The following is a 25,787-nucleotide window of genomic DNA, read 5'->3' on the forward strand; positions in this document are numbered from 1 at the left end:
TGACGTTCGTCGATGTCGTAACGATGGCACCTCAAATCGACGACTGTCAATCTGGCCGCTTGTCGATCACGTCAAGTAGTGTGCTGCCGGGAGGGACACCATGAAGGCAATGATGGTCAAGCAATACCGGGGCACGCAAGGCCTGGCAGGACGGCGCCACCGCAATGCGCATGGGCACGACGCCGCGGCGTCGGCGCTGCGGCGTCGTGCCCGCGGCACAGTCGGCATTCCTGCACGGCCGGCTGGCCTTCGCGACCGGAGCCAACGAGGACGCGATCGCTCACCTGCGGAAGCTCGTCAACGGGGATGACCGATTGCTGGAGGCCGAATCCCGGCTCATCAGCGGTGTCCTGCTGGCGAAGGCCGGCGCGCTCGACCCCGCGAAGGACCATCTTGGCTGGGTTCTGCGGCAGACGTTCCTGCCCGCATCCGCGCGGAAGCTCGATATTTTCTAGGTCACATCGCCCGCGCCGAAGGCGACGAGCGGGCCGCTACACGGCTCTTCCACACTGCCTACACCGAACGACCCAGATTGTCTGGGCTCAAGCGGGATGGAGCGGGCCACCACTCACATCACGGTGGCCGAACCCGCCGCGCCCAATGCCCGCAGTGAGCGCACGCGGGGGACCGATCCGCGGCCCGAAACCGTCGAACAGGTGCTCGCCGACCTGGACCTCCAGAAGGGTCAGGACGCTGTCAAGCGGCAAGTGCGCGGGCTCCTGGCTCAGACTCGTGCACAGCTTGCGCGAAACGATGCGGGCCTGAAGCAGGCGCGGCCGACCGAACACTTCGTCTTCGCCGGGCCGCCGGGCACCGGGAAGACCACCGTTGCTCGGATGATCGCCCGCCTCTGCAAGCCCTCGGAATCCTGGAAAACGGACAGGTGGTGGAGGTCGACCGATCCGGGCCGGTCGGCGAGTACCACGGGCAGACCGTGGCTCGCACCAAGGAGAACCTCGATGAGGCGACCGGCGGAATTCTCTTCATCGATGAGCCGTACGCGCTTCAGAATGAGCGACTTTCTCAGGGCGACCCGTTCGGGCAGAGGCAATCGACACCATCTTGAAGCGGATGGAGGACGATCGTGACCGGCTCATCGTGATCGCTGCGGGGTATTCCGGGCCGATGCAGCGATTCTTGGACTCCAATTCTGGTCTGCGGTCGCGGTTCACCACCATCAACTTCACCCCGTACACCGCCGACCAGCTCGTGCAGATCGCCGCTGTGCGGACCCTGCTGGAGAGGGCGTCGCGCCACCGCGACGCCCGGCTGTTCGTTGACCCTCGTGCGGAAACGCCCGGCACCGCCGAGCTGACGAGGATCACCGGCACCGACGTGCATGCCGCGGCCGACGAAATAGTCCGACCACGTCGATGCTGCGAACCTGTTGGCTTATTAAACACCGAGGATTAGTATAAATTGCATGGGGCGACGCGGCGACCCCGGCTCCTCGACGGTGTCGAGGCCCCTTGGCGCCCTCCAGGTCTAGACCTGTGACCGAGGAGGCCACCCGATGACAAGCATCGAAGCACCAGCCAGGCCCGGCGGACTTCATGAACCACGGCCTACGCCCGTGCGCCACCCCGGTCGAACGGTGGTCAAATGGATCACCACGACGGACCACAAGACCATCGGGAACCTCTATTTTTACACGTCGTTCTCATTTTTTCTGATCGGCGGTGTGCTGGCGCTGATGATCCGCGCCGAGCTGGTGGAGCCGGGCCTGCAGGTCGTGGACAACCCGGAGCAGTACAACCAGCTGTTCACGATGCACGGCACGATCATGCTGCTGCTCTTTGCCACCCCGTTGTTCGCCGGTTTCGCCAATGCGTTGATGCCGTTGCAGATCGGCGCCCCGGACGTGGCGTTCCCCCGGCTGAACATGTTCGCCTACTGGCTGTATCTGTTCGGTGGGCTGATTACCATCGCCGGGTTCTTGACCCCGCAGGGTGCGGCGGCGTTCGGCTGGTTCGCCTACGCCCCGCTGAACAGCGCGACCTACAGTCCGGGCCTGGGCGGCAACCTGTGGGTGTTCGGGCTGGCGCTGGCCGGCTTCGGGACCATCTTGGGCTCGGTCAACTTCGTCACCACGATCATCAGCATGCGCGCGCCGGGGATGACGATGTTCCGGATGCCGATGTTTACCTGGACGGTGCTGATCACCGCCATCCTGGTGCTGCTGGTCTTCCCGGTGCTGGCCGCGGCCCTGTTCGGGCTCGGCGCGGACCGGGTGCTGGGCGCGCACGTCTTCGACCCGCAGACCGCCGGTGCGATGCTGTGGGAGCACATGTTCTGGTTCTTCGGGCACCCGGAGGTCTACATCATCGCGCTGCCGTTCTTCGGCATCATCTCCGAGATCATCCCGGTGTTCAGCCGCAAGCCGCTCTTCGGCTACAAGGGCATGGTCTTCGCCACCATCTCGATCGCGGCCCTGTCCACGAGCGTGTGGGCGCACCACATGTACGCCACCGGCCAGGTGCTGCTGCCGTTCTTCGCGATCATGTCGATGCTGATCGCAATCCCCACCGGCATGAAGTTCTTCAACTGGATCGGCACCATGTGGGGCGGGTCGATCACCTTCGAGACGCCGATGCTCTGGTCGATCGGGTTCCTGGTGACCTTCTTGTTCGGTGGTCTGACCGGGGTCATCCTGGCCAGTCCAGCCCTGGACTTCTCGCTGACCGACTCCTACTTCGTGGTCGCCCACTTCCACTACGTGGTGTTCGGCACGGTCGTCTTCGCGATGTTCGCCGGGTGGTACTTCTGGTGGCCGAAGCTGACCGGGCGGATGCTGGACGAGAAGCTGGGCAAGCTGCACTTCTGGCTGCTGTTCATCGGCTTCCAGACCACGTTCTTGATCCAGCACTGGTTGGGCGTCAAGGGCATGCCGCGCCGGTATGCGGACTACCTGCCGCAGGACGGCTTCCAGTGGATGAACGACGTCTCCAGTGTCGGTGCCCTGATCCTCGGCGTCTCGATGATCCCGTTCTTCTACAACGTATGGAAGAGCTGGCGGAGCGCACCGATGGTGACCGTCGACGACCCGTGGGGCTACGGCAACTCGCTGGAGTGGGCCACCTCCTGCCCCCCGCCGCGGCACAACTTCGACTCCATCCCACGCATCCGCTCCGAGCGCCCCGCCTTCGACCTGCACCACCCCGAGGCCGGGACCCACGCCGTGGCCGCGACGACGGCCTCCAGCACTGCCTCGCGGCAGAGCTGGCGCGACCCGCACGACGCGTCCTGACGCGTTGGGCGCTCACTGCTTGACGGTGGATACGTGTGTCGGGTCAGGCTGGGTCGAACTCCTGCGCGCTCTCGCCCGTGGTGGCGTCGTGGAAGTCCTTGTTGCGGATCAGCGCGAGTGACGCCACGGCCGTGACCAACGTGACGACCGAGGAGATCAGCAGGATGTCGTTCAAAGCCGAGGTGAACCCGGTGGCGGCGATCCTTTCGACGATCGGGATCTGAGCCTTCGGGAAGCTTGGAAGCGCCTTCTTCAGCTCACCCGACTGCACCAGACCGGCCAACGAACTGGACTTGCCGGCCAGCGGTGTGCCCGCCGCCGCGGTCGTGATCGCGCCACCGAGCCGCGAGGCGAAGAGGGTACCGAGCAATGCGATGCCGGTGGCGGTGCCGACCTGGCGGAACGTGCTGTTGATGCCCGATGACATACCGGCCAGTCGCGGCGGCACGACTCCGACCGCTGTCGAGGCGAGCGGCGGGTTGACGAGCCCGACCCCGACACCGGGCGACGATGAACCCGGGGATGAGGTGGGTCCAGGACGTTCCGGCGTCCAGTCCACGCATCAGCAACATCCCGACAGCCGTCAGTGCCAGGCCGGGCCCGATCAGCAAGCGGATCGGCACGTGGGATGAACCCCACCATCAGCACCGCGGCCGCGGCGTAGCATGCCAAGACCACTGGGTTGGTGAAGCTCCTGCGACCGGACTCGATCAGTGCGTAGACCAGCAGACTCAGTGACGCGGTGAAGACCACGAAGCCGACCCAGTCCGGAGCATGCGCCTTCGGGTTGCGCGACTCGCCGACCTTCCAGATGGTGATCAGGCCCGGCCGATCGAGGCCTTCGCGTGCGTTCCCGCGAACGCGGCGAACGCCTCCCGCAGTACCCGTGGTGTCAGATCCTCCCCGGTCACCTCGTCAGACCCGTCACGAAGTAGGGCACTCCGCCACCCGGACCTGAGTGTCAGGTGTGCATCGAACGTGAGGCGCTGGGCCCAGAGAGATGCTTGGGTCGTTCGCGTTCGGCAAGCGTGGTGCGCGGCCCGATCCGACATGCGTTGGTGAGGGAGACGATCACGTCGCGGTTCTGGAAGTTGGCCCGACTATTAGGCCCCCCTCCGGCGGCGTGCGTCGTCCTATCCTGTCGTGTATGGAACAGCGGGACGACGCGGGCGGCGTTGGTTCGCCGGCTGGCCGGGCACACTCGGACGCGGAACTCGTTCCGCTCGGCGAGGTCCCCGAGCCCCGGCCCGGGGACCAGCCCGCCGGACGTCCCGATCCGGCCGCGCGATTGACGGTAACGATCTACCTGAAACTTCCGGATACGGGCGTCCCTGAGGTCTCGACCGCCGTTGTGCCGTCACCTGAAGTGGTCATGGCGCTGGCCGATCGGGCCTCGGGCTGTGGGTTGACGGTCGAGGCCGGCGTCGCCCCGGAAGCCGTGCGGCTGTCCGGCGCGGTGTCTGCCGTCGAGTGCTGCTTCGGCGTACGTCTGACCAAATGGCGCACCGCCGAAGGTCCGCTTTCTCTGGTACCGGACGGGCCGGTTCGGTTGCCGCGGACGCTCGCTGGCCACGTCGTTGCAGTCCTCGGGCTCGACACCCGTCCGGTGGCACACCGGCGCGGATGACGCCCGCTCAGAAGTGGAGCGCGGACGGCGCCGAGGGCGTTTCCCGCAGCCCGTTCTCGTCCAGCTGTACGATGCAGCCGGTCAGATCGCTGCGGTCGAGGTCGACCACTGTGTCCGCGACCAGGGATGTCGGGACGAGTTGCGGAAAGCTTGTGGGCGCAAGGACGTTGGCGCGCACGCCGATAGGCGCGAGCTCGGCGGCGAGGTGTGCGGTGAGCATGTTGAGGGCGGCCTTTGAAGCGCTGTACGCCGACAGGCCTACACCCGCGACCACTCCGAGGGATGCCATGCTTGACAGGTTGATGACGTTGCGTCCCCACGCCTGGTTGTCTTGCCGGCTGTGCTGCCAGAACTGCCGGCAGACTATCGCCGCAAGCTGGATGGGCAGGGTGGCGTTGACGGCGAAGGTCTCGTCGAGCAGATCGCTGGACGATGCGAGGCTGGTGAGGCGGTCACGGTCCACGTGCACGGCGGCGTTCACGACGAGATCGATCCGGCCGAAGCGGGCCAGGGCGAGGTCGACGACGCGCTGCACCTCGGCCGGCTCGCGAAGGTTTGACTTCACGGCGAAGACCGGGTTGTCGTTCTCGCGCAGTGCGGCGTGAGGCGACAGCGGGTCGATAAACCACTCCTCTTGCGTCGGAACCTGGAGCCGGCCTCCTCGGTAGACGGCGCAGATGTCGTACTCGTGCCGCCAACGGCGGCAGAACGTGGCGCCAAGGATGCCCGCCGCTCCGGTCAGTAGGCAGACCTTCCGCCCCGAGGCCGCCCTACTCGCGTCACGCATGGTGCCTCCCGTACTCGGCGTATTGGCGCAGCCCCTCGTCCCCCCAGAGCTGCACGTAGTCGTCCACCCCCCGGTACACGAAGCTGATCACGCTGTCGCGCCGTTTCCGGTTGGTGCGGAACGAGTGGTAAGAGTGCGGGTTGCAGCTGAAGGCGAACAGGGTGTTGTCCCGGGGTGGGACGCTGTCGACTGGCGTATCCACCCCGTCCTTCCAATCCCAGTACAAGCTGGTCTCGCCGCCGTCCCCAGGGGCCCATGGGCCGTTGTTCAGGTAGTAGAGGATGGCGACAGCGCGAACGGACTTGCCCGCGACCGGACCGCCGAAGCGCAGGACGTCGCCGCGGCCAGGCCCGACGTCGAGCCGTTCCGGGAAGATGTCGTTGTGCGGAAAGCCATTCCGGCTACCTGGTCGGTGCCGGTGTACGCCGGCGGTGAGGAATCCCGGCTCGTTGATCCCGAATAGGCGCGTGAACAGCGCGTACCACGCCGGTGAGATGAAGACTTCGAGCGAGCCGCACTGCGTGGAGATCAGCGAGGTGCCGAGGAAGTCGTGTTGGGTGTTGTAGCCGGCTGTTGTGCGCTGGTCGTACAGCGTGCGGAAGTCTCGCGCTAACTCCTCCTGGACGTCAGGGACGAAGACGTTCTCGGCGACGATGTGGGGAAACGGAGTGGCCCGCCAACGCCACCGGCGCGCCTGGAGTAGCGGTTGTAGGTCGTTGACGGCCTGCAACGTGCGCGGTTCCGGCATGGTCATGGTCTGGACCCTCGCGCGCCGTGCTTGCGGGCCAGTACGGCGAAGAAGCCGGGAATGTAGGCCCCCAGATGAGCCCGGGTCGCTGGCGGCGCAGACGCGTCCGCGCCGGGGCGTTCCGCGAAGCCGAGGATCGCGAAGCCCGCAGCGCACATGCCTCCGAGCAGGTCGTTCAGCGGGTGGATGTAGTGCCAGCAGACGGCGTCCTCCGGTGTCGAGCCAGCGGGCGCGGGCAGCGGGCCGACGTCTTGAGGATGCGACAGCCGGTAGGCGGTCCCATCCCACGCAAGGGCCTCGTCGAGTTGCATCTCGACTGGGTTCCAGTGTTCACTCCAGTACAGGCCGCCGGGGGGGAGCAGTTGCGCGACCTGTGCGTAACAGCCGCGGACGTCAGGCAGGTAGAGCGTCGACACCGGCTGGTAGACGAGGTCGAAGGTGCGGCCGCGCAGGGGCGCGCACTCCATGGCGTCGCAGAGCACGGTCTCGATGACCAGACCGTACCGGGACGCCGCGCGCTCGTCCTGAGCCAGCTGGGTCGGCGAGTTGTCCGCCACGGTGACCTCGTAGCCGAGCGAGGCGAACAAGGGCCCCTGCTGGCCCCCAGCGGCGGCAAGGCACAGGATCGTCCGCAGCCGATCCCACGGCAGCCACCCGTTGCGGTCCAGCATCTCCTGCGCGTGATCGAGGGCATGTGCCGAGACGATCTGGGAGGAGTCGCAGCCGCGCCGGGATAGCGAGTCCCACCCTCGGCGGTTGACCGACGCGTAGGTCGTGCGACCGGTCATGACGCCAGCCCGTCCCGCACGCCGTCCGCCGTCCGTGCGGTGAGCAGGAGCGCCGCCGGCTGCAGAGCGATGACATCCATCCGGGTGCGGCGGGCGCCGACGTCCGACGTCAACACCTTCGCGAGTGCCGCCGGCAGTACGGGAGAGACGCGCAGGGCCGCGACCAGGTCGGCGAATCGCTCCCTCTCCAAGTGCACCGCAGCGAGCCTGAGCAGATCATAGACATACTCCAAGGTGGCCTCAGCCGCCGCCGGAGCGTGCCAGACCGCGACAACATCGGGCAGCACCACCGTGGCCAGGTCGCATCGCCGTGCCCGCATGGATAGTTCGACGTCGTGCCAGGCGTCGCTGCGCATGCCGGTGTCCAGGCCGCCGAGGTAGGCCAACGTGCGGCGGCGCACGGCGAGGAACGTGCTTGAGACCAGCGGCACCTCCACGGGCTCGGCACCGGTATGTTCGTCGGCGCGCGCGGTGCGCCAGCGGCAGTTGAGCACTTGATCGACGAACTCGACGCCGACCAGCCGCAGCTCCGGCTGGCCCGCCGGCTCTATCAGCGCTCCGACAAGACCGACATCCGGATCATTCAGCGCGCGGCGCACCCGCCCGGGCCAACCCGGCGACAGCGCGAGGACGTCCCGGCAGAGCACGACGATGTCACCGGTGGTCGCGTCCAGGCCGGCCTGGAATCGCCTTGCGGCTGCGGGCACCGACGGTTGTGGTGTCACTCGTAGATCACGAGGCTGTGCCGTCGTCGACGGGGACGGCGGGGCCGGCAGGCAGATGCACTCCACGTCCTCGGGGATGGCCAGCTCGGGCGTCGCTGCGTCGGTCAGGACGATCAGGCTCACTGCCGGTTGAGGCTGCGACGACGTGGACGTCGGCCGGCGAGCCGCCGTCGGCTGCGACGTGGTCGCGCGGGTCGGCGGGAGCAGCCGGTAGAGATCCCCGATCCGCTCGTGCCGGTCGGCGAGCTCGCTCAGCGCCGTCATTGCGACGGCGGTGATCTGCTCCGTGGGCAGGCACCCCGGATCGGCCGGCTGATAACCGAAGCGATCCATGTCGAGGGCATACAGCGCCTCTACGCGGCGCAGCAGCTTCTTGTCGCGGAGGACGGCTTGGCGGGGGAGGAGCCCAGCGTTGCGGTGGCGAGGCTGTAGCGAGCCGGGCCGGCCGCGGGCGCGCAGGTGTCGTTCGAGGCGACCCAATGTCGCGGCCACGTCTTCCACGCGCCCTAGCTCGGTGTAAGGAAAGGCGTCCGGCTGTAGCAGGTACGCCTGAGGTGCCCAGTGCTGGTCGGCGTTCAGCAACTGCGGATCGTCGGCGAGGGCGGTCACGAACGCCGAGAAGTCCTCGGCCAGCATGGCGCAACCATCCGCGCTGGGCGGCACGTCCGCCAGCGGCCGCGGGCACCAGCGCGCGGTCGTATACCGCGCGGCGTAGGCGGGCTCGCGGAGCAGCAACTTGGACTGCCAGGCCGACCACAACCGGTCCACGGGGTGTCGGGACACCGCGAAGCGAAACCAGCCGGGGTCGCCTGTCAGCTGCGCGATCCGTTCCTCTGGCAGCTCGTGCAGTAGCGGTGTGTGTTGCCAGGCGGTGGCGTCGTGCACGGCCATGGCGCGTGTGACCTCGGCGGTCCGGCTGTGCGCCGTCGCTGCGAGATCCTCGTCCTGCAGGCCGGCCATCAGCCACAAAATGCTGGTGCACATCGCCTTGGGCGTGATCACGTAGACGACCTGCCAGCGGTCCAGCACCAACGCCCGCGCACGAGGCAGCACGGCGCTGATGGCTCTACTTTCGTTCATTAGAGGACCCCTTCCGTGAACGCTTGCGGCGCTTGTCCTTCGAGGACTGATGTGAGACGGCGTCCGGGCGGGCCGCACTCGTCTCGTTTGGGGCCAGCCGCCGGTGCCGGCATCGGAATGCCGAATCGGTCGAAGAACGCCCGGCCGTCCCGGGTGTGCCCGCGCTCATGGCCAGCGCGGCGTTCTTGCACGTCGGTCAAGTCGAGCCGGGCGATCGCGGCCGGGAAGGCCGCGTGGTCTTGGAAGCGCTCGATGGTGGACGTGAGCAGGTCGGGCGGGAAATGCAGGGCAGCCAGGCGCAGCATGTTGTGCAGGGTGTGCTCCCACTCGACCGCGTAGCCGAACGTGGGTCGGAACAGATGGGAGACAACGGCATCGGGGACGACGAGGCAGCGCAGCCCATGCCGCCACACGCGCATGGACAACTCTGCGTCCTCCGAGCCCCAGCGCACCATGCCGTTGTCGAAACCGCCGAGCTCATCGAATGTCGCCCGGCGCATCGCCAGGAAACAGCCGCAGATGAACGGGACCTCGGCCGGCTCAGAGGGCCGCTCCCGCAGCCAGCGGACCTCCATGCCGAGGCCTGGCCACGTGAACCCGAAGCCGCGAACTGCCGGCTGGTGCATGTCGCAGACCGTGGGTGCCACCTCGGCGACCTCGGGATCTTGCAGCGCGTCGAGGAGGCGCGGAAGCCACCCCTCGAACGGCTGCACATGCGCGTCGCTGAAGACCACCACGTCGCCGGACGCCACGTCCGCCCCGGCGTTGCGAGCACCGGCGACGCCGAGCCGTTCACGCGTACGCACTAGCCGCACGCCGGGGTGGCGGGTCGCGGTGTCTTCGACGCTGCCGTCCGACGAGCAGTCGTCCACAACCACGATCTCCGTGCACGGCGGCGTGGTGCGGCGCAGTGCAGCCACGGTACGCAGCAGGTTCGCGCCCTCGTCGTGCGTCACCACGACGATGCTCGCGCCGGCTCGCCCCGCCCGTTGCCGTGACCGGGCTGCGCGGGTGTACCGCGCGCGCCACCGTTCGGTCGTCCGGTCTGACTGCTGGACGAGTGCGGGTCGGGGTACGGTCACATCCGCAGGACCACCCACTGCGCGGACGAGTCGGCGCACGGTTGCTTCGCGATCGTCGATGAGGTCTTCGTAGGTCGAGGTGATGACGGGCAGGGCGGCTCGCGCGAACAGCTCCGTCCAGGCGGCATCATCAGCGCACAGGCGGCGTTCGAGCGCGGCGACACGGTCGACGTCGAGCGTGATGCCGTCCTCACCCCTCACGTCGCGCATCCCCGCGACATGCCACCAATTGTCTGTCGCCAGCGCGCGATACCACGACAGCGCCTGCCCCACCCGATCGATCCGTCGGTGATGGATGAGCGTCAGGGCGGGAAAGACGCCGGCCAACAGCGTTACCTCGTCGGCGTCCTTGTCTCCGGTGACCTCCCGCAGCACATCGAGCATGGCACCGAACTGCATGCGGTGCACCTTGGCGCCGAAGATCCCGTTGTCGGTCGTGCCGGCGTCGAGCATGCGCCGGAAGACCTCATCGGCCGGCGCATCCGCGGCAAGGCCCAGGTCGCGCAGGTACAGCGGCCTCAGCGACGGGTTGAAGAACTCCTCCGGGCGCCCGGCCACCTCTGTGGAGCGCATCGCCTCGGCGAGCAGCCAACTGCCCGACCGCGCGTTAGTGCAGATCAGGTATGACACGTGAGGACGCCTCATGGCGCCGCCCCGTCGGCCCAACGTGGTCGCGCCGACGGCCCGCATACCGTCAGCGCGACCGAGTTCGGTCGATCGCGAATCAAGATCCCGCATCTGGTCGACGACTCGTGGGCGGCCGGCCCGCCTGCTTCGTCGCCTTTCGCGGCGGGAGCTTGCCCGGACGTCGCACCTCACCGCCGGCGGGTCCGGGCGCCGGTCCCGGTCCCGGTGCTGGTTGCGGTCCTGGTGCTGGTGCTGGTTGCGGTCCCGGTGCTGGTTGCGGTCCTGGTGCTGGTGCTGGTTGCGGTCCCGGTGCTGGTTGCGGTCCTGGTGCTGGTGCTGGTGCTGGTTGCGGTCCGGGCGCCGGTCCTGGTGCTGGTGTCGGTGTCGGTGTCGGTGTCGGTGTCGGTGTCGGTGTCGGTGTCGGTGTCGGTGTCGGTGTCGGTGTCGGTGTCGGTGTCGGCGTGGGTGTCGGTGTCGGTGTCGGTGTCGGTGTCGGTGTCGGTGTCGGTGTCGGTGTCGGTGTCGGTGTCGGTGTCGGTGTCGGTGTCGGTGTCGGTGTCGGCGTCGGTGTCGGCGGATGCGGTACCGGCGGCACTGGTGGGTGCGGCACTGGGGGGTGCGGCACTGGGGGGTGCGGCACTGGCGGGTGCGGCACTGGCGGGTGCGGCACTGGCGGGTGCGGCACTGGCGGGTGCGGCACTGGCGGGTGCGGCACTGGCGGGTGCGGCACTGGCGGGTGCTGGCCCGAGAGCGACTGCAACAGCGCCTTACCCCGTGGAGTACCGAGACCGGTGCACGCGTCCCAACCGGGCGCCGCAGAGTACGCACCGTTGGACCCGGCGACGATGTCGCGGAAGGCGGCCGCCGCACCATACAGCTGCGGGTGTATCGGAGCCAGCGCGTGGCCGAGCTGCTGTTGCAGCAACGCCGTCAGCCCCGCCCACAGGGGCGCCACTGCACTCGTGCCACCGATCACGCTGGCCTGACCGTCCACGACGACCTGGTAGCCGGACCGCGGGTCTGCGTTGCCGGCGACGTCCGGTATACCGCGACCGTGCAGCGGTGGTGGGTTCGCCGAGGTCGGGTTGATGGACTGCTGGTAGGGAGGAACCGGGAAGCGACTGCTCACGCCTCCGCCGGTGGCACCGTTACCCGGCGCATTCCACACCACCTCCGAGGTGATCTGGCCCCCCGCCGCGCTGAGGAAGGTACCGCCGCAGCCGACAGCGTTGGGGCTGGACGCGGGAAAGTCGGCGTGTGCTCCGCCGTCGCCGACACCGTCCCCCGAGCCGTTGTCCCCAGCCGCAGCGTAGACGGTCAGCCCGGTGGTAACCGCGGACTGCAGGGCCTGGTTCATGGCACCCAGTGCCTGCTGCGACCAGTTGGGCTCGGCCGAACCCCAGCTGATCGAGAGGACCGATGGGCGGTTGGTCTGGTCGTGTGTGGCCGTGAGTATCGCGTCGACGAACCCCTGATCGGTGTTAGGTGCGAAGTACACGACGATCTTGGCCTGGGGGGCGATCGCACCGGCGACCTGGATGTCGAGAGCCACCTCGCCGTCGGCGCTATTCGGGTTGCCGGTCGGAGCATTGGCGCCGCCGTCGACCGATACGTCCACGATCGTGGGGACGCCGAGGCCAAGCCCACCGAAGAAGGTCTGCAGGTCGGCCTGCCGGTATCCGCCACCGAGTTCGAGGATGCCAATGGTCTGTCCTGATCCGGCACCGGGTGGGAAGCCGTAGAGCTGGGCAAGCTGTCGCGGGGTGAAACTGCCGGCTGGCCCTTGCCGGGGTGCGAAGCGCCCGAGCACCCGGCCCATGCGGAAGTGCGGCCGCGCTTGTGGCCGGTTGTCCAGACCGAGGACGGCGGTCACGGCCGGGTGCAGCCAGTCGGGCACGTGCACCGGACCGCTACGACCACGGAAGACCTGGTGCTGCGAGGCGAACAGCGCCAGGTCGACGCCAAAGGCCGCCTGCATCCGCGTGACCGTTCCGCCCAGCACGACGGTTCGCCGGGCCGGGTAGACGCGGACGATGAACAACCCGTTGTTGCGGGCGAAACGCCGAATGGCCTCGAGGTCGCGGGGGTCGGCGCCGAACTGCTGGGCGAACTGCGCGGAGGTGAGGTGCTGGCGGGCATGCGGCGGTGTCTGGCGCAGTTGCTGCACCTTCGCCCCGAGGCCGTGGCCGCGCGGCCGCAGAACGACCGTGACCCGCATGAGCTCGTGCGGTGGCGGGACGCCGATGCGGCGGGCCGCAGGCAGCGTGCGGGCACTGCCGGGTACGGGGCGGTGGTTCGGTCGGATGGGCATGGGGCCCTCCTTTGAGCGGGTGGGGTGCTCGACCGCGTTGCGCGACGACAGTGAGGACGTTCCTCACCGGGCATCACCGAAACGTCACCAGGTGCGTTCGCGCTCGGGCGCGCGACGGTGCCCGCTCAGCCCCTGGGCGAAGCAGCCGGCCGGCGGATCGTCCGCGCGTAGGTCAGCTCGCGCACCAGGGCCTCGATCTGGACCGACGGGGCCAGGCCCAGCTCCTCGGCGAGCTGGTCGGTGAAGCGCTCGTAGGCGAGCAGCGCCTCTCCGGTGTTGCCCTCCTCCGCGTGCGCCTGGATCAGGGCCCGGTGCGCGCTCTCGCGCAGCGGACCGAGGCGAATGGCTTCGTGTGCGGCATCCACGGCTTCGCCGTAGCGGCCCGCCCGGGTGAGCTTGGCCGACAGCGTCTCCAAGGCATGCATGCATAACTGGTGCAGCCGCTCGCGTTCGAGCAGTACCCAGTCCTCGTACCACCCGGGCAGCAGGTCACCGTAGAACCAGCATCCTGGACGGATGCACTCGTCGACCGGAGTGTGGGGATCGATGGCACTGCAGGCCCAGTCGGTGAGTTCGTGCACGTCCACAGAGACGCGCGAACTGACCGCGAGTGCGCCCCCGGAGCTATCAACCAGTCCAGGAAGGCAACGCTGCACTCGCCACAGGGTCGTACGCAAGGACCGTTGCGCCACCTCCTCCGGCACTTCGGGCCACAGGTACCCCGCGACGGTGGACCGGCCCGGACGGCCGGCCAACCCCAGCAGGGCGACGAAGCGCTGCACTCCGAGGGGCAAGTCGGTGATGAGGAGGCCTCCCTCCAGATGTACGACGACGCCGTCCACCAGTGCCAGGCGAGTGATCGACTGACAAGCAATGTCTTGCTGACCGCTTCGCGACATTCGTTGCGGTCGGTCGACGGTGCGCCGTTCGGGATCGGCTGTTCCAGCCGTTCGCCTGGTCGAGGAGGATGGCAGCGCGGCGGTCTCACTCACGATCCCCTGCTCGACCGCTAGATAGCGGCCAGACGGACCGTGCGCTGGGGCGCCGACCTGGTCGACGGACAGCGTCATCGTGAGCCTCGATCCCGCGGAGCCGAACCGGCCCCCCCTTTGACTGACTGACTCGAAAGTCAATATTCTCGCGCTGTGGGTAGGACTGTCAACCGACATGCGACCCGACTTGCTCCGCGGACCCAAGGAGCGCTAGGAGCGCGGGTCAGTAACGCTCCGGTCGGGGTGCGGGTGTCGCGGGCGAGGTTTTGAGAGAATTTGGCGCGCCGATCGACGAGAACGATGATGTGCTGTTCGATGTGACCCCGGGTGGGGAGGGGACCCGGCGACCGGTGGTCGAGGGCCCGGTGGATAAGACGTTCCGCGCGTTCGATCCGCGCCAAGATCTGTTGTTGCCGCCGTCGTTGGATGAGTGGCTGCCGGCGGATCATCTGGCGCGGGTTATCGCGGACCTGGTCGATGAGCACCTGGACCTGTCGCGGATTCATGCCGCGTACACGAACCGTAAGGGTGGCCCGCCGTTCGATCCACGGTTGATGGTGCGTGTTCTGTTGTACGGGTATACGACCGGGTGCGCTCGTCCCGGAAGATCGAGGCCGCGTGCACCGATGTGGTCGCGTTTTCGGTGGTTGGCCGCCGGGGCGGTGCCGGACTTTAGGTCGGTGGCCCGGTTCCGCAAACGGCACCTGTCGGCGTTGGGGCACCTGTTCGTCCAAGCACTGTCCCTGTGTCAGGCCGCGGGAATGGTGTCCCTGGGCCGGGTCGCCCTGGATGGCACGAAGCTGCGGGCGAACGCGTCGCGGCGTAAGGCGATGAGCTACGCGCGGATGAGCGAGCGGGAGAAGATCCTGGCCCAGGAGGTTTCCGACCTGCTCGGTGAGGCCGAGGACCTTGATGCCGCCGAGGACGCCGCGTTCGGCAAGGACCGGCGCGGGGACGAGCTGCTGGAGGAGCTACGGCACCGGGAGTCGCGGTTGGTCAAGATCCGTGAAGCGAAGGCGGCCCTGGAGCAGGAGGCCCGCGATCGGGCCGAGGACCGGGCCCGCGCCACTGCGGCGGCCAAGGACGAAGACGACGATACGACAGACAAGAGGTCGCGGACGCGCGGGCGAAGGCGGTGCCGCGGGCGAGGGCGCAACGCAACTTCACGGACCCGCAGTCTCGGATCATGAAGACCTCGGACGGGTCGTTTCACCGGTGCTACAACGGGCAGGCCGTGGTCGACGCGGATCACCAGGTCATCATCGCGACCGACGTGAGCGACTGCGCCGCCGATGTGGGCCATCTGAGCCCGATGGTCCAGCGGGCCACTACCAACACGGGTTCCGCTCCTGGGCAGGTGCTCGCCGACGCCGGCTACACCAGTGGGGACCACCTCGCCCAGGCCGCCGAGTTCGCTGAGCAGACGGGAACCGAGTTCTTCATCGCGCCCGGCCGGACCAAGCACGAGGACCCGACCCCGGTGTCGCCGCGGGGGCGGATCCCCAACGATGCGACACCGAAGCAGCGGATGGCTCGGAAGTTGAAGACGAAGAAGGGACACCGGGTGTACGCGCGGCGGAAGGTGATCGTCGAGCCGGTGTTCGGGCAGATGGGCACCCTGCAAAACGGGCAGCACCTACTGCTACGCGGCCTGGACCAGGCTCGTAGTGAATGGTCCTTGCTCGCCGCGTGCCACAACCTCCGCAAGCTCCACCGCCACCTCGGGATCGACGGCTGGCCAGCCTGGCCACCAGCTGACAACAGGGGCTCACGAGCCCTCTTGACCAGCAGGAAGGCGACCTCAAACGCCCGAAATGCCTCCATAACGGGTCAACTCGGCCCCGGGCCACGTCGTCACGTCAACAACCCGGAACCCACCAATCGAACCCTGCACGACCCCAAAACACGGTTACTTACCCGCGCTCCTAGTCGCGGTGATAGCCCTGCGACGAACCGACCCCTCAGGCCCGAGCGCGCCAAGATCGGCCACCAGCTGTGGATCTCGTAGTTGATGTGGCTGCCACGCGTTGCGACCCCAAAGGCGACCGGACGCCGCGCACCGTTGCGACGGGTCGCAGCGCTCAAGCTACTTGACTTACCGGGCAGTCAGATACGATCGACCAGCGCACGCATCAACCACTCCTGGGAGCCGCAGATGACGCCAAAGTCCCACCCCACCCACGGTAACCAGAGCTCGGGCGGGAGCCGGCAGGCTGACGCCGAGCGGGTCCGCGTTCGCATCCTCGCGACGGCCAAGGAACAGTTCCGACAGTTCGGGTATGACCGCACCTCGCTGGCTGAGATCGGTGCGAGCGTCGGAATCACTCGAGGTGCGGTGCTTTACCACTTCACCTCCAAACCGATCCTGCTCGCCACCCTGCTTGAGCCGTTCACCACCGGCCTCGAGAGCGCGCTGGACGAACTCGAACACCGCCGGCCGGCACCCACCCCCACGGTGGTCCTCGACACTCTGCTGGGTCTGCTTACCGACACCCGCGCGGCTGCCGACCTGCTCGCCCGTGACATCGCGTCCCGGCACGCCCTGGATCTGGACACCTGGTTCACCACCAGCGCTCAGCGACTCGTCCACCTGCTCGATCCAACCAGCGCTGTCGACCCTCAGGCCGAGGCCCGCGGGTACGCCGCATTAGGCGCCATCATCCGGCCTCTGGTGCACCTGCCAGACCCGGTCAGCGACCCAGTGCAGCATGCCATTCGCGGGGCTGCGCTGAACGCCCTACGCCGACCCCCACGCGGTCGAACACGAGTGGGGTGACCCTGGCCCGCGGTGTCGGCCCCGGCCGGCAGGTCAAGACCGCGGCGGGGGACTATCGCAAATTTGGCTCTGGCTCACTTTCGATGGTGGTTCAGGCGAGGAGGATTCGGTGGCTTAACAGCGGGAATCCGGCGCGGCCGTACATTTGCCGTTTGAGCATCTTGGTGCGCGTATTCGCGCCTTCTGTCCTGCCGTTGTGATGGGGCGTCGTGCATGCTGCGACAACCGCGGCATGGTCTTGTTGCAGGGCGCGGGCGAAGGACTGCAGGTGCGGCAGATCGGCAGCGTGCACGTCGCGGATCCATTCGTCTAGCCTGGCAGCGTTGGTCTTTCGCGGTGTCAGCAGTCGCGCGAATGCCTTCTCGCGGTCACGGAGCGCGGTCATCTCGGGGCATGCGGACGCAAGCCGGTCGAGACACTCACGTTGCTGCTTGGTCAGGTTGCGTGGCTTGGTCAACAGCAGCCGGGTCGCTCGCCGTGGTGATAGGTGAGCATGGTCTTGGTCGGCTCGGCCCTGATTCAGGTAGCGCCGCAGGAGGTTCGCATGACCGGTATAGCCCAACTGACGGATCTCGGTCAGCAGCTGGGTAACTTTCACGCCGGGGTCCTCAGCGCGGCGTCGTCGCAGGTGTTCCCGGTAGGGGTCGACCAGGGTGGGTCGGTACCGCGGGACGCGTTGTAGTCGCTCCGGTTTGGCCGCCCGGGCGTACCTTTTGACCGTGTTCATTCCGAGGTTCAGCCGGCGGGCGCAGTCGCCCAGGCCGACGCCGTGGTCAAGCAGGTCGTGCACCTGGGGGTACCGCCCTGCACGAAGTGCTTGGGGAAATACCATCGCTGCGCGGTCGTGGCCGCCCGCCGCCCGTCCTGCAGGCCGGTCGCCCCTGCCCAACAGGTTGAGTGCGCTGCTACTTCCTTCAATGTCGCTTCGACCAGGCCGTGCCACAGGTGCCACCGGTCGCTGACCTGCACCGCGGTGGGCAGCGCGTTGCGGATCGCTTGCGCGTAGCTCGCCGAACCGTCCCGGCACACGACCTGCACCCCGGGATGCTCACGAAGCCAGTCGGTCACGACCTGCGCGCCCCTGCCGGGTAGCACGTCGATGCGCTGACCGCTGACGGCATCGATGAGCACGGTCGCGTACTCGTGACTGCGACGCAAAGCGAAGTCGTCGATCCCCAGCACCCGCGGGACAGGCCGGTCGGGCAGCGTGATGGCCAGCAGGGCACGGACCGCGGTGTCCTTCCCGGCGGCGATCCCGACGGCAGGCGCGAGCCGCGCTGACGCGCGGCCGGCCAGCTCGGCGACGATCGCAGCTAGCTGCTCGGTCAACCGGACCGTGCGACGCTGGTATCGCTCCAACAGGCCGGGGATCTGCTCCCGGAACGTCTTTCGCGCGCACGTGCCCGTGCGGCAGCGCATCCAACGCACCCGAACCCGCACCAGCACGCGCCGCCCATCGACCGGCACATCCGCAGGTAGAAGCTCGTGGAACGCCTGCACGCTGCTCGCGGGCGCCCCGCAGGAGAGGCTGTCCACCGGGCGGTCCCGGGTGGCCGCGTGAACCACGATCGCGTCACCGGCGTCCTCGACGCCGTCGATCCTCAACGCGGACAGACCCGAGAAGACCGTCTCGACCAGGGAATTCGCTGTATCACTCACCACCCATGCTGGCCAGGCAAGCACGCCGATCCGGAGCAGACACGCCCGGTACCACCGAAAGTGCTACAGAGCCATCGGCTTTCGGAGAACCGCGGGATCAGCGGCAGAACCGAATTTGTTCTTGGCGGCGGTTGCGGTGCGGAGGGCCGAGCGGGTCCGTGCCCGTAGTCTGCGACTGTGGCGAATGAGTCGATGACACCCACGCCGGTGCGGCGGGTCGAGGCGCGGCCTGATGCCGTCATCGAATCAGAGTGGCTGACCTCCCTCGCGCCCGTGCGGCAGTTGCTTGACGAGGGTCTCGACCTGTCTCGGGCAGCCGTGTTGGTCGGAGAGAACGGCACGGATAAGTCGACGCTGGTCGAAGCGATCGCAATGGCATTCGGCATGAACGGCGAAGGTGGATCGACCGGCGCGATCCACACCACCTGGACAAGCGAGTCCCCACTGCACGACTGGCTTCAGCTCGTTCGAGGCGCCGGCGCCTCACGGTGGGGCTACTTCGTGCGCGCCGAGACGATGCATGGCCTGTTCACGTTCTTGGACGGCACGCGCAATGAAGGTCCGACCCTGGATCCGGAGTTGCATCGGCTCAGTCACGGAGAGGCATTCCGCACCCTCTTTGAGACCAAGCGGTTTCGCGGAGACGGCTTCTACGTGCTGGACGAGCCCGAGGCCGGCTTGTCATTCACTGCGCAACTGCGCCTGGTCGGCCAGCTCATGAGATGACCAATGGCGGTGTTCAGGTGCTCGTTGCGACGCACTCGCCCATCATCGCGAGCCTGCCCGGGGCGACCGTCCTCGAACTCGACGACGACGGATGCCACGGACGCGCCTGGGATGACCTCGACCTCGTGATGCACCACCGCAGCTTCTGCGATTCGCCATGGCGGTACTTACGCCACCTCGAGTAACTGGTGAGATCTGATCAACATCACGGGCGGCGGCACGTGACGAGCGGTATCCAGGCGGTGCAGTCCCAATCAGAGGGTGCCGGGACAGCCTCGGACGGTCACGGCTGCAATCGTTCGTCTCGTCGCCGGTGATGGTTCCCTAACCGACACCGCTTTGTGGAACACGCACCACCCCGACGAGACGGGAGTATCTCTCGCGCACCAAACTCTTCCCACGTCCACAGCGCCGGGGATCCGACCTCGGCGGACAAGTGCAGAAGGCGACCTTCGAAGACGATAGCCACGTGAGCACCCCACGCCTTGCTGCTCGGGTTGAAGAGCGCGAGATCGAGGCGCTGAGCCTCCGCTCGGCGTGCATGAGCGAATCTCGGGTCGCCCCAGAGCGCGCTGGAGCGGTGGGGCGGTACCGCGCGACCGAAGAGCGCAAGAACCGCGTACGCATAGCGTTGACAGTTCGCGCCCGAGGAGATCGGCCAGGTCGTGTCGGCTCCAGGATGCGAAGCCTGGTCGTAGGGGGCGGCCCCCACCCAGTCCGGCCAGCCGGACGACGGAGCGCAGCCCAGCTCAGAGAGAATCACGACCACACTGCGATCTCACCACGTCCGGATCGAGGTCGGCGGGTAAGCCTGCCAACGGTCAGACAAACTGCCGCCCACAAGACAATCGGCCATCCATGGATCTCTCGTCGAAGACGGCGGTTACCGGTGGTGACGGGCCCTACCGGTCTTGACCGCCGCGGCCGCCCTGGCTTTGGAAGAACCCATGAATTGCTGCGGCCGGTAGGACCTGCCCGTCGCTGAGCGTGACGGTCACGCCGCTACGGTAGGCGCTGTTGGCCTGGTCGAGCGGATAGTCGTGCCCATCGTCCGCGTCAACCGGCTGTGCCCGGGTCTCAACGAGGGTGATGCGCTCAGGCCCGATGGTGTCGGGTAGGTAGCAGAAACCTGACCCCGAGGTCAGCAGCTGCGACTCCTCTATCCCGGTGATCTCCCACACGTCTATGGGGCCACCCGTGTTGTTCATCCGTGCGAAGAAGTCCACGTCGGACTCGTCTTGGCAAACGAACACGCCGGCTTCCTCAGCCACGCGGCTGCCAGCTATCCCGGACGCCGTGGACATCCTCGTCCAGTCCAGCCCATTCACCCGGATCGAATCGCGGTTGGCTGTGGAGGAGACATGGAACCAGCGGTGCACCATGGCAGCCTAAGCGCTGCTGCAAACCGACGCACTGACAATCCGCTCTTGCGGTGTCCGTAGGACGACCGGTGAACGGGATGCCTGTGACCGTCGTGGTGTCTCGCCTAGCTCGACCGCTTGCAGCGACGGCTGCACCGGCTTCCCGACGGTGCCAACAGTCTTGACTCGTCCGTTGGGAATCTCCGTTGTCCGGGTATCGGAGTTCGAGTGCGCCGGAGTGTGGCCGATCGGTGCCATCCTGGGCTCGGGTCATAGCCGATCGTGACGATGAGAGTGCGCCGGGCGGCCATCGGTCGCAACCATTGCAGTCCGCAATGCTCCACTACACGAAACGGGCAGGAGAGGCAGCTGTACATCACCGGCGATGTAGAACTGCCACCTCTCAGATTTGGGGACCTTGACCGCTACGAAGGTGCGGGCCAGCTCGGAGAGACACTCGATCTCGGCACCGTCATGCTTCTACCTGTTATCCGCGGACAACAGGTAGACGACGCATGATCGATCCCGCGCTCACGTAATCGCTTGAGTAGGTCGGCCAGATGCTCGGTCGGTTCTCACCTTGTGCGGATACTGGCGCAGGCAGCTGTATGCGTCCCAGGCATTACTGACCGTCGAGCAGATCTCCTGGAAGGCGATCCAGCGCGTCAGCGAGCGCCACCAGCCGCACGACTCCAAGGTCCTGCAACCCTCTCTCGACCCGACTGACTGTCACCCGATCCACACCGGACGCGGCCGCCAACTCCGCCTGGGACATACCCTGCTCGCGACGCAGCTCCGCCACCCGGGCGCCAAAGGCGGCCCGCACTTCGGTGGGCTCAGCCATGGCCCCTCCTCGGACTTGCGTACGGAACTCCGACCTCATGCGAACGGCCCGCGACGGTTGTCCGTCGCGGGCCATTTCCCCAGGTCAACCCGGGTTTTCGAGTTTGTCGACTCTTTGCGAAAACCGAGCAAACCCTTCTTGGTGCGCGAGGGGGGAGTTGAACCCCCACGCCCTTTCGGGCACACGGACCTGAACCGTGCGCGTCTGCCTATTCCGCCACTCGCGCGAGTTGCGGGCCCTAGTCTGCCCCTTCGACCCCGGAATCTCCAAACTGACGTCCCACGGGAGCCCGTGCCTGGGTGGTGAGCGTCAAGTCCACAGTTAGGATTGCGACGCTGAGCGTGCACAGTCGAGACCGGGAAGGAGGCACCCGTGGGCCTGTTCGACAAGTTTGAGCGACGTCTGGAGCAAGGAGTCAACGGAGTTTTTGCCAAGGCATTTCGTTCGGAGGTACAGCCGGTCGAGATTGCGAGCGCCCTGCGCCGGGCCATGGATGACCGGGCCTCCAGCGTCGGCAAGGGCCACCGCCCGATCGTGCCCAACCTGTTCTCGATCGAGCTCAGCAGCACCGACTACGTGCGGCTCACCGCCCACCAGGGTGCCCTCTCCGACGAGCTCATCGCGTCCGCGGCCGAGCACGCAGACACGCAGCGCTACCGTCCGGGCGGACCCGTGACCGTGTCGTTCACCGAGAACGACACGCTGGAGACGGGCGTATTCCGGGTGCGCCCCTCGATCGCGAAACAGGCGTCCGGCGCGCATCCCCCCGCAGCCGAGAGGCACTCTTACCAGGAGCCACCGCAGCAACGCCGCGCCGAGCCGGAGCCCTGGCAGGCCGAGCCGTTCTCGGAGCCGGCGCGGCACCCGTCGCCGGAACCACAGTCGGCACCGCAGCCCACCTCCGCGCTAAACGTCAGCCCGGCCGCGCCCCGCCGGGTGCGGCAGCGCCCCTGGCTGGACATCGACGGCGACCGCTACCCGCTCTTCGGCGCCATCACCGTCATCGGCCGGGACGACGACGTCGACGTCATCCTTGACGACCCCGGGATCTCCAGGCGGCACAGCGAAATCCGGGTGACGAATGACGGACCGCACCTGATCATGACCCTGAGTGACCTGGGCTCCACCAACGGCACGTTCGTCAACGGCGAGCGCATCAACCGTGTCCGCGTCCAGGAGGCCGACCGGATCACCGTCGGCCGCACCTCCATGATCGTCCACGAGGGGGGTCATCGGTGAGCGAGCTGACGATCACGGCCATCCGGCTCGGGCTGCTGGTGCTGCTGTGGGCGTTCATCTTCAGCATCGTCGGCGTGCTCCGTGGCGACATCTACGGCTCCCGGGTGGTCACCCGCTCCCGAGACGGCCGATCGACCCGCACCGAGGCGCCGAAGCGTCCGCCGCGCGCAGTGCGCAAGGGTCCAACGCACCTGGCTGTGGTCGACGGGTCCATGCGCGGCATCACCGTCCCGCTCGCCGAGAGCGGCGTGCTGATCGGGCGCAACCCCGAGTGCACCCTGGTGCTGAGTGACGACTTCGCCTCGGGTCGGCACGCCCGCGTCTACCGCGACGGCGACGGCTGGTTCGTCGATGATCTCGGCTCGACCAACGGCACCTTCGTCGGCAATCAGCGCGTCGGTGAGCACCTGCCCCTGACCGAAGGCGCCCACATCCGCATCGGACGCACCGTCCTCGAGGTCAGGAAGTAGGACGTATGGCAGTCGCCCTGCGGTATGCGGCGCGGACCGACCTCGGTCTCGGGTCCAAGACGCGCAACGAGGACTCGGCGTACGCCGGACCCGACCTGCTCGTCCTGGCCGACGGGATGGGCGGGCACGCGGCCGGCGACCTCGCCAGCTCCACGGTCGTGGCCGAGCTGGTGCACCTGGACGGTGAGGACTACGGGGCCGACGAGGCCCTCCAACGCCTTGCCGGTGCGGTGGCCGACGCCAACCAGCGGCTGCGCGACGAGATGGACGAGAACACCGAGCTGGAGGGGATGGGCACGACGCTGGTCGCGTTCCTGCGCACCGGCAGCAAGCTCGCCATGGCCAACATCGGCGACTCTCGCGCCTACCTGCTGCGCGACGGGGTGTTCACCCAGATCACCAAGGACCACTCCTTCGTCCAAGCCCTGCTGGACGACGGGCGCATCACACCGCAAGAGGCCGAGCACCACCCCCAACGCAACCTGGTCGCCCGCGTCCTGACCGGCCGCGCGGACGACGAGCCCGACCTGTCGATGCGCGAGGCGCACGCCGGCGACCGTTACCTGCTGTGCTGCGACGGCCTTTCCGACTATGTCGCGGCCGCCACGATCGAGGAGATCGTCGGCCGAAAGGGCCCGCCGGGCGACATCGCCGACGCCCTCATCGCGATCGCCCTGAAGGCGTCCGCCCGGGACAACGTCACCGTGGTCGTCGCCGACGTGGTGCCCAGCGACGAGCCCACCTCGCATACCCCGCAGGTCGTCGGCGCGGCATCCGCTCGAGCCATCGGCCTGCCGCCGGCCGAACCCTCTCAGCCACGCACCCCCGCCGAGAAGGCCGCCGCCCTGACCCGTGAGGCCAACCCTCCGGCCGAGCCTCCGGAGGAGGACGAGCCCACCGGCCCCGTGCTGGCAGAAGAGGGCCCGCATCGATTTCGTCTCCTGCGACGACTCGGGATCCTCGCGCTGGTCATCACCGTCGTAGCCGTCGGCGCCTGGCTCGGCTACGCGTGGACCCAGCGGCAGTACTACGTCGCCGCCCACAACGGCATGGTCACCATCTATCAAGGGGTGCCCGAGAACCTCGGCCCCATCTCCTTGCACTCGGTCAACATCACCTCGGACGTTGCCCTGACCGATCTGCCCAACTTCTACCAGACCCAGATCGAGGGCACCCTCACCGCCGACAGCAAGCAGGACGCCATTCGCATCGTCGAGCAGATGCGGATGCAGATGGTGAAGTGCCAGATGGCCCTGCCCGACGGGAGCAGTTGCACCCAGTGAGCACCGTCAGCACCGTCACCCCGCGCACCCGTCGCGGCACCGAACTGGTGCTGCTGATCTTCGCGATCGCCATCGTCCTGGTCGCCTATGCCAATGTCGGCATCGCGATCAAGAACAGGCTGCCCGCCGACATCGTCCCGATGGGGGTCGGGTTCACCGTGCTCGTGCTCGCCTTCCACCTCGTGCTGCGCTGGCGCGCGCCATACGCCGACCCGGTTCTGCTGCCCATCGCCACCCTCCTCAACGGGCTCGGGCTGGTGATGATCCACCGGCTCGACCTGGCCAACGGGGACACCCTGGGCCAGGGTGCCGCAGTGCGACAGCTCATGTGGAGCGCCCTGTCGATCGTGGTTGCCGCGGTGCTACTGATCGTCATCAAGGACCACCGCCGGCTGCGGCGCTACACCTTCACCTTTGCGCTCGGCGGCCTCGTGCTGCTGCTGCTGCCGTTGCTGCCGTTCATCGGACGCAGCGTGCTCGGCTCGCGCATCTGGATCGGCATCGGCGGATTCTCCTTCCAGCCGAGCGAGATCTCCAAGATCCTGGTCGTCATCTTCTTCGCCAGCTACCTGGTGCAGACCCGGGACGCCCTCTCCCTGGTCGGTCGCCGCATCCTCGGCTTCCCCCTGCCGCGCGCTCGTGACATGGGCCCCATCATGATCGCCTGGCTGGCCAGTCTCGCGGTCCTCGTCTTCGAGTCCGACCTCGGCACGTCCCTGCTCTTCTTCGGCATCTTCGTCGCGATGCTCTACGTCGCCACCGAGCGGCGGTCCTGGATCGCCATCGGCCTGATCCTCTTCCTCGCCGGCAGCTACATCGCCTACCTGCTCTTCGCCCACTTCCAGGAGCGGGTCACCCTCTGGATAAACCCGTTCCATCCAGGCATGAGCGACCAGATCGCCCTCGGACTCATGGGTATGGCGAACGGCGGGCTTTTCGGCACCGGCCTGGGCCAGGGGCATCCCGAGCTGACCTACTTCGCCAACTCCGACTTCATCATCCCGTCCTTCGGTGAAGAGCTGGGGCTCGTCGGGCTGACCGCGATCATCCTGCTCTACGTGCTTCTGGTGGAGCGCGGGCTGCGCGCCGGGCTCGCGGCCAGGGACGGGTTCGGCAAGCTGCTGGCCACCGGACTCGGCTTCTCCATCGCGCTGCAGGTGTTCGTGGTCATCGGGGGCGTGACCCGGGTCATCCCGCTCACCGGCCTCACCACGCCGTTCATGTCTGCCGGTGGGTCGTCGCTGCTGGCCAACTGGGTGATCATCGCCCTCCTGCTGCGTGTCAGTGACCAGGCCCGCCAGCCCACGATCGAACAAAGTGGGCCCACGCTCGGCACCGACGACACCCAGGTGGTGAAGACCCGATGAATCACCCCAGCCGCGGAACCAGCTCACCGCCTCCAGTTGTGCACTTTC

General features: G+C 67.6%; 24 protein-coding genes, 1 tRNA gene and 2 pseudogenes. 14 read left to right on the forward strand and 13 right to left on the reverse strand.

Going from position 1 to position 25,787, the window contains the following annotated elements; all coding sequences use genetic code 11:
* Positions 1 to 170 precede the first annotated feature (170 nt).
* Complete coding sequence (locus FGL98_RS03025) at positions 171 to 455, forward strand: hypothetical protein (RefSeq protein ID WP_146315192.1); 285 nt, start codon at positions 171 to 173, stop codon at positions 453 to 455.
* Positions 456 to 542: 87 nt separating this feature from the next.
* Here the strand turns inward: FGL98_RS03025 and FGL98_RS26150 are convergent, their stop codons facing one another.
* On the reverse strand, positions 543 to 707 hold the full coding sequence (locus FGL98_RS26150) for a hypothetical protein (RefSeq protein WP_246136343.1): 165 nt from the start codon (positions 705 to 707) through the stop codon (positions 543 to 545).
* On the opposite strand from FGL98_RS26150, the pseudogene FGL98_RS27025 reads away from it, so the two are divergent.
* The 4 genes and pseudogenes from FGL98_RS27025 to ctaD form a co-directional block, all read left to right on the forward strand.
* Positions 708 to 851 (forward strand): annotated as a pseudogene (locus tag FGL98_RS27025) (AAA family ATPase); the annotation flags it as partial.
* Between the two features lie 35 nt (positions 852 to 886).
* The gene (locus FGL98_RS26155) at positions 887 to 1,066 is read left to right on the forward strand and encodes a hypothetical protein (protein ID WP_246136344.1); all 180 of its coding nucleotides are present in this window, start codon (positions 887 to 889) and stop codon (positions 1,064 to 1,066) included.
* 5 nt (positions 1,067 to 1,071) lie between these two features.
* The gene (locus FGL98_RS03035) at positions 1,072 to 1,413 is read left to right on the forward strand and encodes a P-loop NTPase family protein (RefSeq protein WP_146315194.1); all 342 of its coding nucleotides are present in this window, start codon (positions 1,072 to 1,074) and stop codon (positions 1,411 to 1,413) included.
* Between the two features lie 100 nt (positions 1,414 to 1,513).
* The gene (gene ctaD / locus FGL98_RS03040; protein ID WP_146315195.1) at positions 1,514 to 3,247 is read left to right on the forward strand and encodes an aa3-type cytochrome oxidase subunit I; all 1,734 of its coding nucleotides are present in this window, start codon (positions 1,514 to 1,516) and stop codon (positions 3,245 to 3,247) included.
* A gap of 43 nt (positions 3,248 to 3,290) precedes the next feature.
* Here ctaD and FGL98_RS03045 read toward each other — a convergent pair whose 3' ends face one another.
* A complete protein-coding gene (locus tag FGL98_RS03045; RefSeq protein ID WP_146315196.1) occupies positions 3,291 to 3,806 on the reverse strand; it encodes an MFS transporter in 516 nt (171 codons plus the stop codon).
* A 588-nt stretch (positions 3,807 to 4,394) separates the two neighbouring features.
* Between FGL98_RS03045 and FGL98_RS03050 the strand changes: the two genes are divergently transcribed.
* A complete protein-coding gene (locus tag FGL98_RS03050; protein WP_146315197.1) occupies positions 4,395 to 4,874 on the forward strand; it encodes a protease pro-enzyme activation domain-containing protein in 480 nt (159 codons plus the stop codon).
* A 7-nt stretch (positions 4,875 to 4,881) separates the two neighbouring features.
* Here FGL98_RS03050 and FGL98_RS03055 read toward each other — a convergent pair whose 3' ends face one another.
* From FGL98_RS03055 to FGL98_RS03090, 7 genes are all read right to left on the reverse strand, one after another.
* Positions 4,882 to 5,661, reverse strand: a complete 780-nt coding sequence (locus tag FGL98_RS03055) for an SDR family NAD(P)-dependent oxidoreductase (protein ID WP_146315198.1) — start codon at positions 5,659 to 5,661, stop codon at positions 4,882 to 4,884.
* Entirely contained in the window at positions 5,654 to 6,415 is a 762-nt protein-coding gene (locus FGL98_RS03060) for a 2OG-Fe(II) oxygenase (RefSeq protein ID WP_146315199.1), read from the reverse strand. The genes FGL98_RS03055 and FGL98_RS03060 overlap by 8 nt, the downstream gene beginning before the upstream one ends.
* Positions 6,412 to 7,197, reverse strand: coding sequence for a class I SAM-dependent methyltransferase (locus FGL98_RS03065; RefSeq protein WP_146315200.1), 786 nt, complete (start codon positions 7,195 to 7,197; stop codon positions 6,412 to 6,414). Before FGL98_RS03065 ends, FGL98_RS03060 begins: the two co-directional genes overlap by 4 nt.
* A complete protein-coding gene (locus FGL98_RS03070; protein ID WP_146315201.1) occupies positions 7,194 to 9,002 on the reverse strand; it encodes a sulfotransferase family 2 domain-containing protein in 1,809 nt (602 codons plus the stop codon). The genes FGL98_RS03065 and FGL98_RS03070 overlap by 4 nt, the downstream gene beginning before the upstream one ends.
* Positions 9,002 to 10,714 (reverse strand): Stf0 family sulfotransferase, encoded by a 1,713-nt coding sequence (locus FGL98_RS03075; RefSeq protein ID WP_186525945.1) that lies wholly within the window; start codon positions 10,712 to 10,714, stop codon positions 9,002 to 9,004. The genes FGL98_RS03070 and FGL98_RS03075 overlap by 1 nt, the downstream gene beginning before the upstream one ends.
* Positions 10,715 to 10,808: 94 nt before the next feature.
* Positions 10,809 to 13,022, reverse strand: coding sequence for a S53 family peptidase (locus FGL98_RS03085; protein WP_186525946.1), 2,214 nt, complete (start codon positions 13,020 to 13,022; stop codon positions 10,809 to 10,811).
* A 125-nt stretch (positions 13,023 to 13,147) separates the two neighbouring features.
* A complete protein-coding gene (locus tag FGL98_RS03090; RefSeq protein WP_186525947.1) occupies positions 13,148 to 14,092 on the reverse strand; it encodes an AfsR/SARP family transcriptional regulator in 945 nt (314 codons plus the stop codon).
* Positions 14,093 to 14,280: 188 nt separating this feature from the next.
* On the opposite strand from FGL98_RS03090, the gene FGL98_RS27030 reads away from it, so the two are divergent.
* The 3 genes from FGL98_RS27030 to FGL98_RS03100 all read left to right on the forward strand — a co-directional run bounded on the left by FGL98_RS27030 (position 14,281) and on the right by FGL98_RS03100 (position 16,790).
* Positions 14,281 to 15,204, forward strand: a complete 924-nt coding sequence (locus tag FGL98_RS27030) for a transposase (protein WP_425460973.1) — start codon at positions 14,281 to 14,283, stop codon at positions 15,202 to 15,204.
* Positions 15,201 to 16,022, forward strand: a complete 822-nt coding sequence (locus FGL98_RS27035; RefSeq protein ID WP_425460974.1) for a transposase — start codon at positions 15,201 to 15,203, stop codon at positions 16,020 to 16,022. Before FGL98_RS27030 ends, FGL98_RS27035 begins: the two co-directional genes overlap by 4 nt.
* Before the next feature lie 147 nt (positions 16,023 to 16,169).
* Entirely contained in the window at positions 16,170 to 16,790 is a 621-nt protein-coding gene (locus tag FGL98_RS03100) for a TetR/AcrR family transcriptional regulator (RefSeq protein ID WP_186525948.1), read from the forward strand.
* Positions 16,791 to 16,881: 91 nt separating this feature from the next.
* Here the strand turns inward: FGL98_RS03100 and FGL98_RS03105 are convergent.
* Positions 16,882 to 18,452: pseudogene (locus FGL98_RS03105) on the reverse strand (ISL3 family transposase).
* A gap of 174 nt (positions 18,453 to 18,626) precedes the next feature.
* Here FGL98_RS03105 and FGL98_RS03110 point away from each other — a divergent pair.
* The gene (locus FGL98_RS03110; protein ID WP_342779935.1) at positions 18,627 to 19,175 is read left to right on the forward strand and encodes an AAA family ATPase; all 549 of its coding nucleotides are present in this window, start codon (positions 18,627 to 18,629) and stop codon (positions 19,173 to 19,175) included.
* Positions 19,176 to 20,077: 902 nt separating this feature from the next.
* Here the strand turns inward: FGL98_RS03110 and FGL98_RS25200 are convergent.
* The 3 genes from FGL98_RS25200 to FGL98_RS03125 form a co-directional block, all read right to left on the reverse strand.
* A complete protein-coding gene (locus FGL98_RS25200; RefSeq protein ID WP_186525949.1) occupies positions 20,078 to 20,428 on the reverse strand; it encodes a hypothetical protein in 351 nt (116 codons plus the stop codon).
* A 730-nt stretch (positions 20,429 to 21,158) separates the two neighbouring features.
* Positions 21,159 to 21,380: a helix-turn-helix domain-containing protein gene (locus FGL98_RS03120; RefSeq protein WP_186525950.1), complete on the reverse strand. Its 222-nt coding sequence runs from the start codon at positions 21,378 to 21,380 to the stop codon at positions 21,159 to 21,161.
* A gap of 139 nt (positions 21,381 to 21,519) precedes the next feature.
* Positions 21,520 to 21,606: transfer RNA gene (locus FGL98_RS03125), tRNA-Leu, on the reverse strand.
* Between the two features lie 146 nt (positions 21,607 to 21,752).
* Between FGL98_RS03125 and FGL98_RS03130 the strand changes: the two genes are divergently transcribed.
* Genes FGL98_RS03130 through FGL98_RS03145 form a run of 4 tightly spaced genes read left to right on the forward strand, consistent with a single transcriptional unit; the run spans position 21,753 to position 25,739 of the window.
* Positions 21,753 to 22,619, forward strand: coding sequence for an FhaA domain-containing protein (locus tag FGL98_RS03130; protein WP_146315206.1), 867 nt, complete (start codon positions 21,753 to 21,755; stop codon positions 22,617 to 22,619).
* Positions 22,616 to 23,089: an FHA domain-containing protein FhaB/FipA gene (locus FGL98_RS03135; protein ID WP_146315207.1), complete on the forward strand. Its 474-nt coding sequence runs from the start codon at positions 22,616 to 22,618 to the stop codon at positions 23,087 to 23,089. Before FGL98_RS03130 ends, FGL98_RS03135 begins: the two co-directional genes overlap by 4 nt.
* 5 nt (positions 23,090 to 23,094) lie before the next feature.
* Positions 23,095 to 24,372, forward strand: coding sequence for a PP2C family protein-serine/threonine phosphatase (locus FGL98_RS03140; RefSeq protein ID WP_146315208.1), 1,278 nt, complete (start codon positions 23,095 to 23,097; stop codon positions 24,370 to 24,372).
* Complete coding sequence (locus FGL98_RS03145) at positions 24,369 to 25,739, forward strand: FtsW/RodA/SpoVE family cell cycle protein (protein ID WP_146315209.1); 1,371 nt, start codon at positions 24,369 to 24,371, stop codon at positions 25,737 to 25,739. The genes FGL98_RS03140 and FGL98_RS03145 overlap by 4 nt, the downstream gene beginning before the upstream one ends.
* The last annotated feature ends 48 nt before the right edge of the window (positions 25,740 to 25,787 follow it).

The sequence above is a fragment of the Leekyejoonella antrihumi genome, from assembly GCF_007845645.1.
GTDB classification, from domain to species: domain Bacteria; phylum Actinomycetota; class Actinomycetes; order Actinomycetales; family Dermatophilaceae; genus Leekyejoonella; species Leekyejoonella antrihumi.

What these genes read in the sequence shown, in the direction of transcription:
- FGL98_RS03025 (WP_146315192.1), top strand. Translation starts at nt 171, where the DNA reads ATGGGCACGACGCCGCGGCGTCGGCGCTGCGGCGTCGTGCCCGCGGCA.
- FGL98_RS03100 (WP_186525948.1), top strand. Translation starts at nt 16,170, where the DNA reads ATGACGCCAAAGTCCCACCCCACCCACGGTAACCAGAGCTCGGGCGGG.
- FGL98_RS03140 (WP_146315208.1), top strand. Translation starts at nt 23,095, where the DNA reads ATGGCAGTCGCCCTGCGGTATGCGGCGCGGACCGACCTCGGTCTCGGG.
- FGL98_RS03070 (WP_146315201.1), bottom strand. Translation starts at nt 9,002, where the DNA reads ATGAACGAAAGTAGAGCCATCAGCGCCGTGCTGCCTCGTGCGCGGGCG.
- FGL98_RS03090 (WP_186525947.1), bottom strand. Translation starts at nt 14,092, where the DNA reads ATGACGCTGTCCGTCGACCAGGTCGGCGCCCCAGCGCACGGTCCGTCT.
- FGL98_RS03050 (WP_146315197.1), top strand. Translation starts at nt 4,395, where the DNA reads ATGGAACAGCGGGACGACGCGGGCGGCGTTGGTTCGCCGGCTGGCCGG.
- FGL98_RS03120 (WP_186525950.1), bottom strand. Translation starts at nt 21,380, where the DNA reads ATGGCTGAGCCCACCGAAGTGCGGGCCGCCTTTGGCGCCCGGGTGGCG.
- FGL98_RS03035 (WP_146315194.1), top strand. Translation starts at nt 1,072, where the DNA reads ATGGAGGACGATCGTGACCGGCTCATCGTGATCGCTGCGGGGTATTCC.
- FGL98_RS03055 (WP_146315198.1), bottom strand. Translation starts at nt 5,661, where the DNA reads ATGCGTGACGCGAGTAGGGCGGCCTCGGGGCGGAAGGTCTGCCTACTG.
- FGL98_RS03060 (WP_146315199.1), bottom strand. Translation starts at nt 6,415, where the DNA reads ATGACCATGCCGGAACCGCGCACGTTGCAGGCCGTCAACGACCTACAA.
- ctaD (WP_146315195.1), top strand. Translation starts at nt 1,514, where the DNA reads ATGACAAGCATCGAAGCACCAGCCAGGCCCGGCGGACTTCATGAACCA.
- FGL98_RS03065 (WP_146315200.1), bottom strand. Translation starts at nt 7,197, where the DNA reads ATGACCGGTCGCACGACCTACGCGTCGGTCAACCGCCGAGGGTGGGAC.
- FGL98_RS27035 (WP_425460974.1), top strand. Translation starts at nt 15,201, where the DNA reads ATGAAGACCTCGGACGGGTCGTTTCACCGGTGCTACAACGGGCAGGCC.
- FGL98_RS03085 (WP_186525946.1), bottom strand. Translation starts at nt 13,022, where the DNA reads ATGCCCATCCGACCGAACCACCGCCCCGTACCCGGCAGTGCCCGCACG.